The following is a 15,893-nucleotide window of genomic DNA, read 5'->3' as shown; positions in this document are numbered from 1 at the left end:
GAGAATAAAATGATAGAAGCCGATCGATTAATTCAGGCGCAACCTCAAGCTATTGAGGAACGTGATGAGCAGATAGACAGAGCGATGCGACCTAAGTTACTCGATGAGTATACGGGTCAAGATGATACCCGCGCCCAGCTTAAAGTGTTTATTGAAGCCGCGCAGAAACGCGGCGAAGCGCTAGATCACATGTTGATTTATGGCCCGCCAGGTCTGGGGAAAACCACCTTAGCCATGATTGTGGCTAATGAAATGGGAGTCAATATTAAGTCTACTTCAGGCCCTGTACTTGAAAAGGCAGGTGATTTAGCGGCGCTGTTGACTAACCTTGAAGAGGGCGATGTGCTGTTTATTGATGAGATCCATCGACTCAGTCCTGTGGTGGAAGAGATCTTGTATCCGGCAATGGAAGATTATCAGCTCGATATCATGATAGGTGAGGGACCTGCGGCGCGATCGATTAAATTAGAGCTACCGCCCTTTACCTTGATCGGCGCCACCACGCGAGCGGGCGCATTAACCTCACCACTGCGCGCGCGTTTTGGTATTCCGCTGCGCTTGGAGTTTTACAATGTTGCCGATCTCAGTAGCATTGTGACCCGCTCAGCTAAGGTGCTTGGCTTGCCTATTGAAAATGATGGCGCTCTTGAAGTGGCGCGTCGCGCGCGCGGTACGCCGCGTATCGCTAATCGCTTACTGCGCCGCGTAAGGGATTACGCCGAAGTAAAACACGATGGCGAAATCACTAAATATGTAGCCGAAAGTGCACTCGATATGCTTGATGTCGATGTTGAAGGGTTCGATTATATGGATCGTAAACTGTTACTGGCGATCATCGATAAATTTATGGGGGGCCCCGTTGGATTAGACAATCTAGCCGCTGCGATTGGTGAGGAGCGAGAGACTATTGAAGATGTACTCGAACCGTTTTTAATCCAACAAGGTTTTATACAACGTACTCCAAGAGGGCGTATTGCAACGCCACGAGCCTACCAACATTTCAATTTGATCAAGCCCGACTAATATCGTCATAGGCTTTCATTTTTGTGTTAACAAAGCGCAACTTATTTAATAAGTTGCGCTTTTTTTTTCGGTTGGCATATTGTGTGCCTCAAGTCTCTTCGTTGAAGCTAGCCCCCTTAATGATGAATAACATACTCTCCTTCGCTAACTATTCATTATTTGTGAATTAATTAACTTTTGTTTTCTTATTGTTAATTAATTTAAAGATTTGCCTATTTTTAATTATGTTTCACCGAACGATTCAATTGTTGTTTATTTGTTATATTAAAGCTGTTCTATACTTTAACTGCGCTAGCTAAGATTAGTTGCATCTTGGCAAAATTAATAAATGAGTTTTCATTAGGACACCAAGGCTCTGCTTTAAATTCTGAGGTGAAAACTCAGAGTGGCTGACCGTCAATTAATGCTTGGTCATAATTAAAAAAACCAAATAGTTAACAATTATATGAGGACAATATTAATTTGGTTATATTGTCATTTTCGTCGTCTATTTGGGCGAGAGTAATCATAACAATGCCACAAAGTGTGACGAGTGTCACGCTTTTGCATATTTAAGTTGTTAATGCGATGTGTTTTTTTTGGGGGGTAAAAATAGACTGGCTTCCTATTTTGTGAGCTATTTTGTTTTATTTAACCGGCTTTTCCATGTTTTGGTTTAAATTATGCACTTAGTTGTTATTTGTTTGTTTGTTTTTATTAACCTTTCATTATCATTGGTTAATTTATTTGAGTATTGACGCTCGCTAAGTGACGAGACAGTATCAGGCCCAACGCTGAATAAATATTAATAGTTAACAGCGTGCAAAATAATAATAGAAGGTAAGGGAGTAATCGTTACATGATAAGAACAAAATTAGCATCTGCAATTAAGTTGGGGTTAATTGCCTCCGTTTCTACAGGTGGTTTTATTGCATCTAGCAATGCCATTGCTGCAGAGGAGAGTGCATCGTATGAGCGTATCGCTGTTACCGGTTCACGTATTCAGCGTAAAGACATGGAAACGGCTTCACCCGTTACTGTTATCGATGCTGCATCAATTAAAGCAGAAGGGTTTACTTCGGTAGATCAGATGCTACAAGCACAAACGTCTATGGCGGGCGCCGCAATCGGTTCTAGTACCAACAATGGTGCTGACGGTATCGCTCAGGTTGATCTTCGTGGTATGGGCTCTGAACGTACGCTAGTACTGCTAAATGGCCGCCGCATGGTTAACTCGGGTTCTGGAGCCGATAGCGCAGTGGATCTAAACTCGATCCCGGTTGCTATGATTGCCCGTGTCGAAATATTAAAAGATGGTGCTTCAGCTGTTTATGGCTCAGATGCTATTGCTGGTGTAGTGAATATCATCACTAAGAAAGATTTCGAAGGTTTCCAAATCGACTTAAACGGTGGTGCTACCGATAAAGGCGATGGTGAAAACGGCGATATCAGCGCGCTATATGGTTTTAACACAGATAAAGGAAATTACACCATTGGTGCTGCTTATTCAGACCGTCGTGGTGTGATCCAGTCTGATCGTGATTGGACTGATCCTGGCGCCAGCTCATTTGTACCAAACGGTGGCATCATAGGTAATGTGTTAGATGCCAACGGCCAACCTGTAATAGGTGACAATGGTAAGCCTAAGCAAGAAGTTAAAGTCAATAACAACGGCAGCTGGGATCCATTAGCGCAGGGTTATGATTATACCCAAGACAGCTACTATCAAACGCCGAGTGAACGTTACAGCTTGTTTGCCAACATGACGCAAGAGCTGAGCGACGACATTATCTTTAATGCTGACGTGTTATACACCAAGCGTAAGTCAAGTCAGCAGTTAGCGGCGCAACCTGCCAACCTAATGTTAGATGTCTGTGTGCCGGGCCAAAACACGCTTGAATGTGTCGATATCGATGCAGATATGGCAAGTGCCGGTATCGTCGCCGATGACAAAGGGCTGATTAACTACAGAAAACGTATGAATGATGTCGGTCCACGTATCTATAAGCAAGATACAGATACTTGGCGTGCATCTGTTGGTGTTGAAGGTGCACTTGATGTGCATACTGGCATGAACTGGGACTTCTCATACACCTATGGCAACAACAAGGCCAACACCTCGGTTGAAAACTCAATCAATGGCGCCTTGATGACAAATGCCATCTACGCCAATCAAGATGTCTGGTTTACTGGTCAGCCTATGACGGATACCGATTTGCTTGATAGCGTGAGCTACAGCGAACAAGCCGATGGTGGTAACGAGCAGCATGTATTGTCTGCAGGTCTAAACGGTGAACTGTTTGAGCTTGATGCTGGTGCTGTTGGCTTTGCCATCGGTGCAGAGTATCGCAGCGAAAGTGGTTACTATAATCCTGACCCAATCGTAGTTGCTGGCCAAAGTACCTCAGCGCAGCAAGATCCTACCGATGGTGACTATAACGTTATCTCAGTCTATCAAGAGGTGAGCGTACCTTTCACTGAAAAACTGACCGGTGAATTTGCACTGCGTTTTGATGAATATTCGACTTTTGGTAATGCATCGACGTGGAAAATAGGCCTGACCTATGAAGCCACTGATGATTTAATGCTGCGCGCCGTGGCAGCAACAGGCTTCCGTGCACCTAGTGTAAGTGAGTTGTACGGTGGTAACTCTGGTTCGTTCGATTATCTTGACGATCCTTGGGGAAATGAGCAAGATCCTCAGATTCTGGTTAATCGTACGTCAGATGCAAATCTACAGCCAGAAGAGTCTGACTCTTACACTGCCGGTTTAGTGTATTCACCAAGCTATGTTGAAGGTATGTCGTTAACGCTTGATTACTGGCGCTTTAAAGTGGACAACGCGATTGCGCGTTTAGACACTCAAGCTGGTCTTGACGCTTGTTATGCTGGTGATCAGAGCGCATGTGAAACCTTTAAGATTGGCCCTAATGGCGATTTAGATAATCTGACAAACGCCTTGACTAACGTAGGTAATCAAGACACTAGCGGTATCGATTTCAACCTAGCCTATAACTTTGAAGGTTTAGGACTAGATTGGGCCATTAATAACGATACCACTTACTTGCTTAACTTTGAGCAAGACGGTCAAGACTATACTGGCACCATCGACGGTAATTTCGGTGCTTATGCCGAAGTACGTAACAACTTCAGTATCAAAGCTGGTCAAGATAGCTGGAACGTAATGTACTTCAACCGTTATATCGGTGAAATGGATGATTTGGCCAAAGGCAATAAAGTGGATGCGATTTTGTATCACAACTTGTCGGCAACTTATTTCCTAAACGATGCCTGGACCATGAGTGCTGGTGTGAAGAACTTGACCGATGAAGAGCCATCACGAGTATCTAACGGCAGTGACGGCGGTACCGTACCTGAAGTATATGACACTGTAGGTCGTCAGTACTTTGCTGGTGTGACGTTCAAGTTTTAATCGGTAATTAGCCTGAGATACTTGGCGATGCATTGTTGAGTATCAAGAGCTGAAATAAAAAAGCGCCTTAAGGCGCTTTTTTTTATGCTTAACATGGTTGACTTGCGATAGTCGTTAGCGTCAGAAAGTGTTATTTAAGTCTGTTAACGTTTAGCCTAGGCCTTGTTGCGCAGAGTTAAGTTGAATAAATTCAATTTTATAGCCGTCAGGGTCTTCAACGAAGGCAATTTCAGTACTACCACCGGCAACAGGGCCGGGTTGACGGGTCACTTTACCACCGGCGGCTTCAATTGCAGCACAGCGACTGTAGATATCGGCCTCTCCAATCGCAAGGTGGCCAAACCCTGTGCCTAGATCATAACTATCGGTATCCCAGTTATAGGTCAACTCTACCACTGCGGCACCTGTGTTTTCGTCGTCAAATCCGACAAAGGCGAGGGTATAACGGTATTCAGGGTTTTCAGATTGTCTAAGCAGTTTCATGCCAAGGATTTCAGTATAAAAATGAATGCTGCGTTCGAGATTGCTGACTCTAAGCATAGTGTGAAGAAGTTGTGCCATGAAGACCTCTAATTCAGGTTTAAGGTAGCGGCCATTATACCCTTAATCACTGTCGTTAATCATCTCTAGATAGGCTGAAGCAGAGTGTATAAATTCAAGACCATGCTGCTTGGTCTATGGCCATCTGTTGATGTGTACCGTTTAATACCTGTGTCAGGGGCTGAGCGAGAACTGCAAGGGGGAGGGGGGACTCCTGTCATACTCCTGTTATTTCGCCTATGATTGAGGTCACATAATTTAGTAAATACTTTGGTACAAACCTGCTTTGGTAGCATAATGAACCGACTTACTTAAAGGAGTTTAATCATGTCTAGCGAATTAAAAATGGCCTTAGGTTTAGCTGTCACTATCGCAGTGGTTTTATCGATATTTTTTGTGTCAATGTTCTAAGGGCCGCAGCTCATTAGAAGCGAGTGTTGTTCAAATGCTGATCTGTTGGTTTTAATGCATGGCTTGATCGATGGTTTTAGCAAGTAAAGCGAACGATTACGCCGCACTAAACCTAATGGAGCAAACAGAAGAGCGAAGTCAAAGCTGACGCTATTTTATCAATAGATACTTTATTGATAGAGTATCTATTGATAGGTCGTTCACTTAATAAACGGTTAAGTCAACAATAGTCCATTCAAAATTAGTGTGTATCATTTGCGCTATCAGCTAACAAAAAAGCCGCATTAGCGGCTTTTTTGTTAGCTGATAGCGTGAGTCATGGGCATAAGTGCCACTTGCGATGTGGCTAGTCTCAGTCTTCGTCAGGATAGACTTTGTCTTTAAACTCGCACAGCTCTTCAATAATACAGCTGCCACAGCGAGGCTTACGTGCCAAGCAGGTATAGCGACCTTGTAATATAAACCAATGATGTACATCGACCTTAAATTCAGCTGGTACGACTTTTAACATCTTCTGCTCAACCTGATCGACATTTTTCCCCATGGCAAATTTAGTACGATTGGCAACGCGAAAGATGTGGGTGTCCACTGCAATGGTCGGCCAGCCAAAGGCAGTATTAAGCACCACATTAGCGGTTTTTCTGCCCACACCGGGTAAGGCTTCGAGGGCTTCTCTGTTCTCGGGCACTTCACCTGCATATTTTTCAACTAATATTTGGCAGGCTTTGATGACGTTAATGGCCTTATTATTATATAAGCCTATGGTTTTAATATACTGTTTTAAACCATCAACCCCTAAGTCTAAAATGGCTTGGGCGGTATTTGCCACAGGAAACAATTTATCAGTGGCCTTGTTAACACTCACATCGGTTGCTTGGGCCGACAAGGTGACGGCGACCAATAGCTCAAATGGCGAGGAGAAGTTAAGTTCAGTTTCTGGCTTAGGGTTATTATCGCGCAAGATGGTCAAGATTTGGCGACGTTTTTCGTTATTCATCGATTAACTTACCTTGGTAATTCTAACTCGGGTCACGGCTTGCTCTGGCTCTGGAGCTGGGCGATGTGCGGCAATCTTGTCATCGATGATATTTTTGGCGGCGATTAAAAAGCCCATGGCGATAAATGCCCCCGGTGGTAGCATGGCGAGCAAGAAATTGGTGTCTACCTGCCAGAAATGGATGGTCAGATCGGCCGCCCATTCTCCAAGCAGCAGATTTGCGCCATCGAAAAGGGTACCTTGGCCTAAAATTTCACGGCACGCCCCTAACATCATCAAGACTAAGGTAAAGCCTAGGCCCATCATTAAACCATCGAAAGCGGCTTTGCTGACGGTATTACGCGACGCAAAGGCTTCGGCACGACCGATGATCACGCAGTTAGTCACAATCAGTGGCAAAAAGATCCCCAGTGACAGATATAAACCGTAGGCGTAAGCGTTGATTAGCAGTTGCACGCAGGTCACGAGCGCCGCGATAATCATCACAAATACTGGAATACGGATCTCTTTAGGGACGTAGTCTCTCACTAGCGATACTAAGATGTTGGAGCCAACTAATACGACTAAGGTGGCTAAACCCAGCCCGATGGCGTTTGTTAGGGTAGCGGTTACGGCCAGCAATGGGCATAAGCCCAATAATTGCACCAGTCCCGGATTGTTTTTCCATAAGCCTTGCCAGGCAATATCGCGATAATTACTCATAGGAAACCTCACAATTAGCTGGGCGGTTAAGCAGTTGTGCTTGGTTAGCATTAAAATACTGTAGGGTACGTTTTACCGAACCGACATAGGCTCTGGGGGTGATCGTCGCCCCAGTAAATTGGTCAAATTGCCCGCCGTCTTTTTTGACCGCCCACAGCTTATCATTGTCATCGCTCAGCTGCTGCTGATTAAACTGGTAGACCCAATCTGATTTACGCAACTCAATTTTATCACCCAGACCAGGAGTTTCATTATGGGCTAGGGTACGCACACCGAGCACCTTACCTTGCACATCTATCGCGACAATCAACTTGATTTGGCCATTATAACCATCGGGTGCGACGGTCTCGATGGCGATGGCCACAGGTGTACCTTGTTGACTGGCGATATAGGCGGGTAGAGGCTCATCCACGCCAAGCGCGGCCGCATCATGGATTAAAATACAATGTTCAATTAAGGCGTTGTCATGTATCTCATCGGGAATGATCTGATGCAGAGTCCGCATTAACTCTAAATCTTGTTGCTGCTTAATACGATCGGCAGTAAACAGATTAACCATGGCAACTAAGGCGGTGCAGAGCAGTGCAAATAACCCTAATAAACTGCCATTTTTAACAATAGAACGTTTCAATTTACTCTCCTGAGCATGACTTAACGGCTTGCTCGATGGCCATAGGCGCGAGGCTTGACATAATAGTCGATAAACGGCGCACACAGATTGGCCAATAATATGGCAAAGGCGAATGCATCTGGATACCCCCCAAAGCTGCGAATACTGTAAACCAATACCCCAATTAATGCGCCAAATAGCAAGCGTCCTTTAACGCTGGTCGCCGCAGTAACCGGATCGGTAGCGATAAAAAAGGCTGCAATCATGGTCGCGCCAGAAAATAGATGCAGTAATGGCCCCGTATGGGTATCGGGACTTAATAGATAACCGATACTTGCGCAGACAAATAAGCTAAAGATGACTGCGCCGCTAATATGCCAGCGGATCAACTTCAGTTTAAGCATACATAAACCGCCAAACAGATAGGCGACGTTAATCCATACCCAGCCAATGCCAAAGCCGTTTTCAAAGGTAGGTTTTTCCAGCGCCTCGTTGATGGTCAGTCCCGTTGAAAGCGAAGTTTTAATCGCATCGAGCGGGGTCGCCATACTCATGCCGTCAAAACCAGCGCGATAAGCTAATACTTCAGCAGGGCTTACCCCTTGAAAAATAATCTGTAAGCTTGCCAGTAGACTCACATCGTTGAGTGCTGCGCCGGCTGGTGCTACCCATGTCGTCATCTGTAAGGGAAAGGAGATCAGCAACATGACATAAGCCGCCATCGCCGGATTAAAGATATTGTTGCCTAAGCCACCATAGAGATGCTTGACCACTAAAATGGCAAATACCACACCAATGACACTTACCCACCAAGGGGCGAGCGCAGGAATGGCCACACCAACCAATAACCCCGTGAGTGCGGCGCTATTATCACTTAACGTTGGCCAAACTGGGCGCTTACGTAACGATAAAACCGCCGCTTCGGTAGCCATTGCAACGGCGATAGACAGTAGCACTTGGATAATGGCGCCCCAGCCAAAGAAGTAACATTGAACCATCACACCTGGCAGGGCACAGGCCATGACCTTAAGCATTATCGTGCTGGTTTGTACGCTCGTATTGATATGGGGCGAAGATGCCAACTTAAAAGCCATGATTAATCCTCGAGCTCATCATCTGGAGCTGCACTAGCGGCTTTGGCCAGTTTTTTGGCCTTTGCTTTTGCCACGGCGGCGGCAATACGTTGTTGTTTGATCTCAGCGGCTGACAGCTCATCGCTGTCGACAGCTTTACCTTGCTGACTGGTCTTATCAGCATGAACCAATGGCGCTTCTAGGGGAACCGCAGCTATATCTGCATTTCTACTGGGCGCCTGCTGCGCGGCTTTTTTTGCCTTGGCTTTAGCGACCGCTGCGGCGATTTTAGCCTTTTTAGTCTCAGCCTCACTGATTGGCGTGGATGAGGCGGCGTTGCTTACATCGACATCGTTTGGTTCAACCTGCTGATGTTCATCGCTGCTTGAGTTCTGCTGGGCGGCTTTTTTTGCCTTGGCTTTAGCGACCGCGGCGGCGATTTTAGCCTTTTTAGCCTCAGCCTCACTGATTGGCGTGGATGAGGCGGCGTTGCTTACGTCGACATCGTTTGGTTCAACCTGCTGATGTTCATCGCTGCTTGGGTTCTGCTGGCCGGCTTTTTTGGCCTTGGCTTTAGCGACCGCGGCGGCAATTTTAGCCTTTTTAGCCTCAGCCTCACTGATTGGCGTGGATGAGGTGGCGTTGCTTACATCGACATCGTTTGATTCAACCTGCTGATGTTCATCGCTGCTTGGGTTCTGCTGGGCGGCTTTTTTGGCCTTGGCACGGGCGATAGCCGCTGCGATTTTGTCTTGCTGGCTGACAACTGGAGCGTGAACTTCATCAGGCTCGGGTGCATTACAGCTCGATTCAGGAACCGCGCTCGATGCTTGTTGAGCGGCCTTTTTTGCCTTGGCACGTGCGATCGCGGCGGCCACTTTATCTTGGGTAGCCGTGTTACTTGTAGTGGCGCTTCTGTCGGCGTTAGATGCGGGCGCAGCAGTAGTGGTTGTTTCAGCCGCTTTTTTGGCTTTTATCCGTGCCATCGCCGCGGCGACAGCATCTTTATCTGTACCTGACATCGCGGCTTTTCGCTTTTGTGCCGCTTGTTTGGCTTTTTCTTCTCGGGCGCGCTTTTCTTGTTCTAGACGCAGCATGCGCGAATCGAAACGCTGTTTGGCCAGCTCTGCTTGTTTCTTCTCTTCGGCTTCTACCCGCAGCGCCGATTTAGCGACTCGGTAATATTCCACCAAGGGAATGTCACTTGGACAAACATAACTGCAGCAACCACACTCGATACAATCTCTCAGGTTGTAGCTGGCCGCTTTATCATATTCTTCGGCTTTGGCATGCCAAAACAGCTGCTGGGGTAACAAACCCGCAGGGCAGGCTTGGGCGCATTCGCCGCAGCGAATGCAAGGCATTTCTGGGGCTGACGGAGCCATTTCACTGTTATCGGGGGCCAGTATACAGTTTGTGCCTTTAAGTAGTGGTGCATGTCGATTGGGCAGCATATAACCCATCATTGGACCACCGATAATAATGGGAGATTCGCTATCGCCTTTAAAGTGAGTGCAGCGTAATAGGTGATCGACTGGTGTGCCTATGGGGACCCAATAGTTACCGGGCCGGCCGACGTTATGACCCGTTAAGGTGACGACTCGCTCAATCAGTGGCGCATTACAATAAACGGCTTGGGTAATGCTAAAGGCGGTGCCGACATTTTGCACCAAAATACCTAAGTTAGCGGGAATAGCCCCCGATGGCACCTCTTGACCGGTAATGATTTGGATTAGTTGTTTTTCACCGCCAGAAGGGTACACAGTGGGTATGGCGGTGACCCGCGCGCACTGGGCTGGTAAGTCACTGTGGTTGAGGGCATCAGTCATCTGCTCAATGGCTTGAGGTTTATTGTCCTCGATAGCGATGACGATGCGTTTAGGGCCTAGTAACTGGTGAATAATCTCGATGCCGCGCACAATCTCTGTGCTATGTTCGCGCATCAAGCGATCATCAGAGGTGATATAGGGTTCACATTCGACACCATTGATGATCAAGAGCTCAATATCACTGACAGGTTTTAATTTGATGTGAGTTGGAAATGCCGCGCCGCCAAGCCCTGCAACGCCTGCCCGTTTTACTCTGTTGAGGAGCTCATCACTGGACATTGCTTTAACGTCATCTTGGCTCAATGGCGCATGCATAGCAGGACAAAGCCGCTGCTGATGATCGTTATCTATGATACAGCACAATACCGGTAAGCCTGAGGCGTGGTTGCTTGGACGTGTTTCGATGGCCGCAATTAGGCCCGATACCGGTGCGTGTACCGGCAGATGACGAAAGCTGTCTCCCTGAGTAAGTGGTTGCCCTTGGGTCACCATATCACCGACGGCCACCGCCAAGGTACAGCTTTCGCCAACCTGAGGGACTGGAATAATATATTGGTCTGCCAAAGGCAAACGGGCGATATTAGATTGATTTGATAAGGTTTTAAACTCAGGCGGATGGATACCTCCCGCCACGCGCCATAGTGTTCCTTTATCAATTTGTTCAAATAAAGTTAACACTTGGATTCCTCGCTAATGATGGTGACGGGAATGGCGTTAAGTTTCCAATTCCAATTTTGAATGTTTGGGGTTACTGGCAACATGTCAATGCAGTCGACTGGGCAAGGTTCAACGCACAAATCGCAGCCAGTGCAGTAATCGATAATTACTGTGTGCATCTGCTTGCCAGTACCTAAAATAGCGTCGACGGGGCAGGCCTGGATACACTTAGTGCAACCAATACACTCTTCTTCTCGAATGTAAGCCACTTTTTTGATTTGGGTTTCGGCAGTGGCGGTCAAAGGTTCAGGTTCTACTCCCATTAACTCAGCCAATTTTTCCATGGTGGCGGTGCCACCAGGCGGGCATTTATTAATTTTTTCGCCATTGGCTATGGCTTCGGCGTAGGGGCGACAACCCGGGTAGCCACATTGGCCACATTGAGTTTGTGGTAATAGGGCTTCGGCTTGCTCGACCACGGGGTTACCTTCGACTTTAAACTTTTCGGCGGCAAAGCCTAGTAGCGCGCCAAAAAATAGTGCGAGTAATCCTAGTAATATAATGGCGATGACGATCTCAAACATGGTTAATTTACCAAACCTGTAAAGCCCATAAAGGCCAGCGACATTAGGCCGGCAGTGATCATGGCTATTGCGCCACCTTTAAAGGGCGCAGGCACATCCGCAGCAGCTAAGCGCTCACGCATAGCTGAGAAGAGGATAAGCACGAGGGAGAAGCCGGCAGCGGCGCCAAATCCGTAAATTGCAGATTCGATGAAGTCATGCTTCTCATTAACGTTGAGCAGTGCCACACCTAATACGGCGCAGTTAGTGGTGATCAACGGCAAGTAAATCCCCAATGCTCTGTGTAGCGATGCACTGGTTTTTTGGATTAACATCTCGGTAAATTGCACCACGACCGCGATCACGAGGATGAAGGCCATGGTTCGCAAATAGCCTAATTCAAAGGGTTGTAGTAGGTAGTTGTCGACCAAATAACTCAAAATGGAGGCAAGCGTCAGCACAAAGGTGGTCGCCATCGACATACCTATTGCGGACTCGAGTTTGCTGGAGACGCCCATAAAGGGACATAATCCGAGAAATTTAACTAAAACAAAGTTATTGACCAGCACAGTGCCGACCAAAAGCAGGAGATATTCGCTCATCTCAATCGGTTATCTATATCTAATTTAACGGCTATTATCGGTCTTTCGGCATCGATAAACAACACATAGAATGCAGGGATTATTTCATTTACAATTAATTGACGGAGGATTGTTCGTTTTGTCGGACTATGGCTTGGGGTTTAGCGATGTAATAGCCTTGCAACCCGTCGACAAGTAAGTGTTCTAATATCAACTTTTGCTCTTGGCGTTCGATGCTTGATGCAATAACGCCAATGGACTCTTTACGGGCGACATCGACGATCATTTTGACAAAAAATCGATTATGATCCGATTCAATATCTAGAGTGTAGCTACCATCGAGCTTAATAAAATCGGGACGTACTTCTTTAAAAAACTTAAAGGAAGTGAACCCCATACCAAAATGTTCCACAGCGACTCGAGCCCCGACACCGTGCATCTCTCTAACAAACTTATGCGCCTGATTGATATTGGCTTGCATTCCGGCCTCGTTAACCTCTAACACTATGCGACAGGCGATTTGACGCTGGCGAACAAACAGAGTTTTGATCCAGGCAATAAAGGCCGGTTGTGTCATCGAGTTAGAACTAATATTGATGCCAAATGCGCCTGGTAGGCTAGGGTTGTCGATAAGCAATTTAAAAGTGCTGAGAATAATCATTTTATCCAACTCAACACTCATACCATGACGCTCGGCCATGGCAATCACAGTTGCTGTGGGCAGAAATTTCCCTTGGCTGCTATAAAATCGGGCTAACAACTCTCGGTAGACTTTATCGGCGCCGCGACAAGGTTGTATATCTTGTGCATGGAACTTAACGGCACGGCGCTTAATAATATCGTCAATGGCGGTCTTCCATTTTGAATCACCAAATAACTCATCACCGTTGAGTTGTTCTTGAATATGAAAACTATTGGGCCCCATTGTTTGTGCAATGCTCACGGCGGCATCGCCAAGATATACTAACGACAGCGCTTGATTGCCCTGCTGATAAGGGACTAAGCCGATATAAGCAACGGATTCAACATCGATTTTTTGCTGAAACAGATCAAAATTTGCTTTCAAGTTACGCAGTAAAGGCTGCGCATTTTTGAGTGTGATGTCGGGGATAAACAGGGCAAAATCGGCGCTCGAAATGCGAAAACATTCTGCCTGAGCCAAGGCTTGTATACTTGTTCGAATACAATCGGCCACCCCCGCTAAGTAATCATCTCCAGCTTCGCGTCCTTGGGAGCGATTTATTTGGCCTAATTCTGTGGCCTTGATTATAGCCATGACGCCGAAGTGCGTCCCAGGTTGAGCTAAACTGTCCAGTTTTTCAGTAAACTTAGCTCGTGTGCTAAATAAGGTGACAGGATCTTGGTAGGCTTGTTTATTGAGTTTGGTATTATGCTGCTGTATTTCATTATATTTACTATTGAGTGACACACGACACTTTTCCAACGCTTGCCCGAGAGGGGCTAATTCGCCGCGAAAGGCTGATTGGGCTAAGGCGTCAAATTTAAGTTCCGATAAGGTATCGATATAGTTACTGGCGTAGCGAATAGCCCGGTTGAGGCGCACCATCAATATGCTAAATAGAAGGGCTATCACTAGGTAAGTTAGCCAAATAACACTTAATGTCTTAATAAAACGTTGTTTGGCTTCGATTCTGATATGACTGTCGTCTAGCTTGACTTGTAACCGCCCTTGGGGCAATACACGAGTGTTGCTAAGATCTTGGCTAAATAACGCGGCAATCATGTCATCATTTACAGGGTGTAACTGACCACTGGTATGGTTAAGGGTACCGACTAATTGATGAATATATTGAAAAAATTTAAAATGATAATCGGGGCTCAAGCGCTCATAGAGCGCATTACCATCATGAGGGAGTGAGGTTTGCCAAAGTGGGTTTTGTACATAGTCTTGTAACGATTGACTGGCTAGAGTCGATGCGCGTTGCTGTTCATACTGATAACTGAATAACGAAATCACACTGAATACTATCGGTAAAATTAGGTGAAATGTCTTAGTAACGCCCATAAACAGTGAGTCCAGAATTTCTAGCTAAATTTGGATAAATTGATTGTTTACTAGTCTAACTGATTATTTATTAAAGCGGAATTTTATTATCAAACGAGAGGGGCTAACGGTGAAGGTGTAACTAAAGAGGTGGCTCCCCAGACTGGACTCGAACCAGTGACATACGGATTAACAGTCCGCCGTTCTACCAACTGAACTACAGGGGAATCGATATTTTATCGATGTTAGTGTTAAAATAAGTGGCTCCCCAGACTGGACTCGAACCAGTGACATACGGATTAACAGTCCGCCGTTCTACCAACTGAACTACAGGGGAATAGGTACTTATTTTTACATTTACATCTGTTGTGTTAAAAGTGTGGCTCCCCAGACTGGACTCGAACCAGTGACATACGGATTAACAGTCCGCCGTTCTACCAACTGAACTACAGGGGAAACGCATTAACTTTTACATCGCTAATTAACATCAGCTTTTATCTTACACTCTTTGTACTGCGTTGGCTCCCCAGACTGGACTCGAACCAGTGACATACGGATTAACAGTCCGCCGTTCTACCAACTGAACTACAGGGGAAATGCATTGTACTTGTCTTCTACACTGTATTGCTTTGGCTCCCCAGACTGGACTCGAACCAGTGACATACGGATTAACAGTCCGCCGTTCTACCAACTGAACTACAGGGGAAACGTTTAAAGCAACTCGTCGTTGAAGACGGAGCGCATATTAAATCGCTCTTAGACACGAGTCAACTGATGGGAAGAAAAAAAAGAGGAATTATGCGGTTAAGTGCTCATCTAATACCCATCCTGCTGACTTAGTGCGCATTTTGTTCATCTTGTCTGCATTTTTATTATGTTAGCTAATCCGTAACGGCAAGATAAGCATCTGTTGATTATCGTAATAGAGGTAATTGAGGGAAACGGCATGGCTATCGACTCATGGCTATCGACTTAGGTGAAATTATATCAAATGTAGTAAAATTACACGTACAGCTGCCATATTCTAGAAGGAACCCAACTTAGTCAAAGCCGCGATGGTACTGAGGTTATGAGAGTTATCCACTAAATCTGTGGATAAACCTGTGGGTTAGCTGCAAAATAGGCCGTCAAACCCTTATGTATTGGGGCTTGTACTTAAAATGACTAGATTTAACTGTTTTTTTATTATCTGTTTAATTTCAAATGGTTAAAAAAAGCAATAGCCAAGCTCAAGAAGTGTTTCTGGTGTTGTAAATATGTAATGAATTTGATGGTGGCTCTTGTGTATTAATGTCACGCCTGGGTTGGGGTTGACGCCTATTTTTGCCGTAAAGTCGTTTATTGTGGTCGTCGTATTAAACTTTCATCTCAGTTAATTGCCCGAATGGGAGCTGGGCGATAATAATCATCGCACGTTAAAATGGTTTGGCTAAAACCTTGCCACGAGATTGGCTAAACTGGCTAGGTCGATTAAGATAGCCTGCTGAACT

The 15,893-nt window shown here is 45.9% G+C and carries 11 protein-coding genes and 5 tRNA genes; 2 read left to right on the top strand and 14 right to left on the bottom strand.

What is annotated here, in order from left to right:
• The first annotated feature begins 9 nt into the window (after positions 1 to 9).
• Complete coding sequence (gene ruvB / locus DVO77_RS08395; RefSeq protein WP_119978001.1) at positions 10 to 1,023, top strand: Holliday junction branch migration DNA helicase RuvB; 1,014 nt, start codon at positions 10 to 12, stop codon at positions 1,021 to 1,023.
• An 838-nt stretch (positions 1,024 to 1,861) separates the two neighbouring features.
• Entirely contained in the window at positions 1,862 to 4,435 is a 2,574-nt protein-coding gene (locus DVO77_RS08390) for a TonB-dependent receptor plug domain-containing protein (protein WP_119978000.1), read from the top strand.
• 150 nt (positions 4,436 to 4,585) lie between these two features.
• Here the strand turns inward: DVO77_RS08390 and gloA are convergent, their stop codons facing one another.
• The 14 genes from gloA to DVO77_RS08320 form a co-directional block, all read right to left on the bottom strand.
• Positions 4,586 to 4,996 (bottom strand): lactoylglutathione lyase, encoded by a 411-nt coding sequence (gloA, locus tag DVO77_RS08385; RefSeq protein ID WP_119977999.1) that lies wholly within the window; start codon positions 4,994 to 4,996, stop codon positions 4,586 to 4,588.
• A 742-nt stretch (positions 4,997 to 5,738) separates the two neighbouring features.
• Positions 5,739 to 6,383, bottom strand: coding sequence for an endonuclease III (gene nth, locus DVO77_RS08380; RefSeq protein ID WP_110457735.1), 645 nt, complete (start codon positions 6,381 to 6,383; stop codon positions 5,739 to 5,741).
• Between the two features lie 3 nt (positions 6,384 to 6,386).
• Positions 6,387 to 7,085, bottom strand: coding sequence for an electron transport complex subunit E (locus tag DVO77_RS08375; protein ID WP_119977998.1), 699 nt, complete (start codon positions 7,083 to 7,085; stop codon positions 6,387 to 6,389).
• Positions 7,078 to 7,716: an electron transport complex subunit RsxG gene (gene rsxG / locus DVO77_RS08370; RefSeq protein WP_211328787.1), complete on the bottom strand. Its 639-nt coding sequence runs from the start codon at positions 7,714 to 7,716 to the stop codon at positions 7,078 to 7,080. The genes DVO77_RS08375 and rsxG overlap by 8 nt, the downstream gene beginning before the upstream one ends.
• Before the next feature lie 20 nt (positions 7,717 to 7,736).
• Positions 7,737 to 8,789 carry an electron transport complex subunit RsxD gene (gene rsxD / locus DVO77_RS08365; RefSeq protein ID WP_110457733.1) on the bottom strand — a complete coding sequence of 351 codons (1,053 nt, stop codon included), beginning with the start codon at positions 8,787 to 8,789 and terminating at the stop codon, positions 7,737 to 7,739.
• A 2-nt stretch (positions 8,790 to 8,791) separates the two neighbouring features.
• Entirely contained in the window at positions 8,792 to 11,275 is a 2,484-nt protein-coding gene (rsxC, locus tag DVO77_RS08360) for an electron transport complex subunit RsxC (RefSeq protein ID WP_119977997.1), read from the bottom strand.
• Complete coding sequence (gene rsxB / locus DVO77_RS08355) at positions 11,269 to 11,838, bottom strand: electron transport complex subunit RsxB (RefSeq protein WP_119977996.1); 570 nt, start codon at positions 11,836 to 11,838, stop codon at positions 11,269 to 11,271. Before rsxB ends, rsxC begins: the two co-directional genes overlap by 7 nt.
• A gap of 2 nt (positions 11,839 to 11,840) precedes the next feature.
• Positions 11,841 to 12,419, bottom strand: coding sequence for an electron transport complex subunit RsxA (rsxA, locus tag DVO77_RS08350; protein WP_110457730.1), 579 nt, complete (start codon positions 12,417 to 12,419; stop codon positions 11,841 to 11,843).
• A 94-nt stretch (positions 12,420 to 12,513) separates the two neighbouring features.
• On the bottom strand, positions 12,514 to 14,424 hold the full coding sequence (locus DVO77_RS08345) for an EAL domain-containing protein (protein WP_119977995.1): 1,911 nt from the start codon (positions 14,422 to 14,424) through the stop codon (positions 12,514 to 12,516).
• A gap of 130 nt (positions 14,425 to 14,554) precedes the next feature.
• Positions 14,555 to 14,630 (bottom strand) — tRNA-Asn (locus DVO77_RS08340).
• Between the two features lie 34 nt (positions 14,631 to 14,664).
• Positions 14,665 to 14,740 (bottom strand) — tRNA-Asn (locus tag DVO77_RS08335).
• Between the two features lie 43 nt (positions 14,741 to 14,783).
• A tRNA-Asn gene (locus DVO77_RS08330) sits at positions 14,784 to 14,859 on the bottom strand.
• A 63-nt stretch (positions 14,860 to 14,922) separates the two neighbouring features.
• Positions 14,923 to 14,998: transfer RNA gene (locus DVO77_RS08325), tRNA-Asn, on the bottom strand.
• A 35-nt stretch (positions 14,999 to 15,033) separates the two neighbouring features.
• A tRNA-Asn gene (locus DVO77_RS08320) sits at positions 15,034 to 15,109 on the bottom strand.
• Positions 15,110 to 15,893: the final 784 nt, after the last annotated feature.

Source organism: Shewanella algidipiscicola, assembly GCF_003605125.1.
Lineage (GTDB): Bacteria > Pseudomonadota > Gammaproteobacteria > Enterobacterales > Shewanellaceae > Shewanella > Shewanella algidipiscicola.
This window is presented reverse-complemented; position numbering and strand designations above follow the sequence as displayed.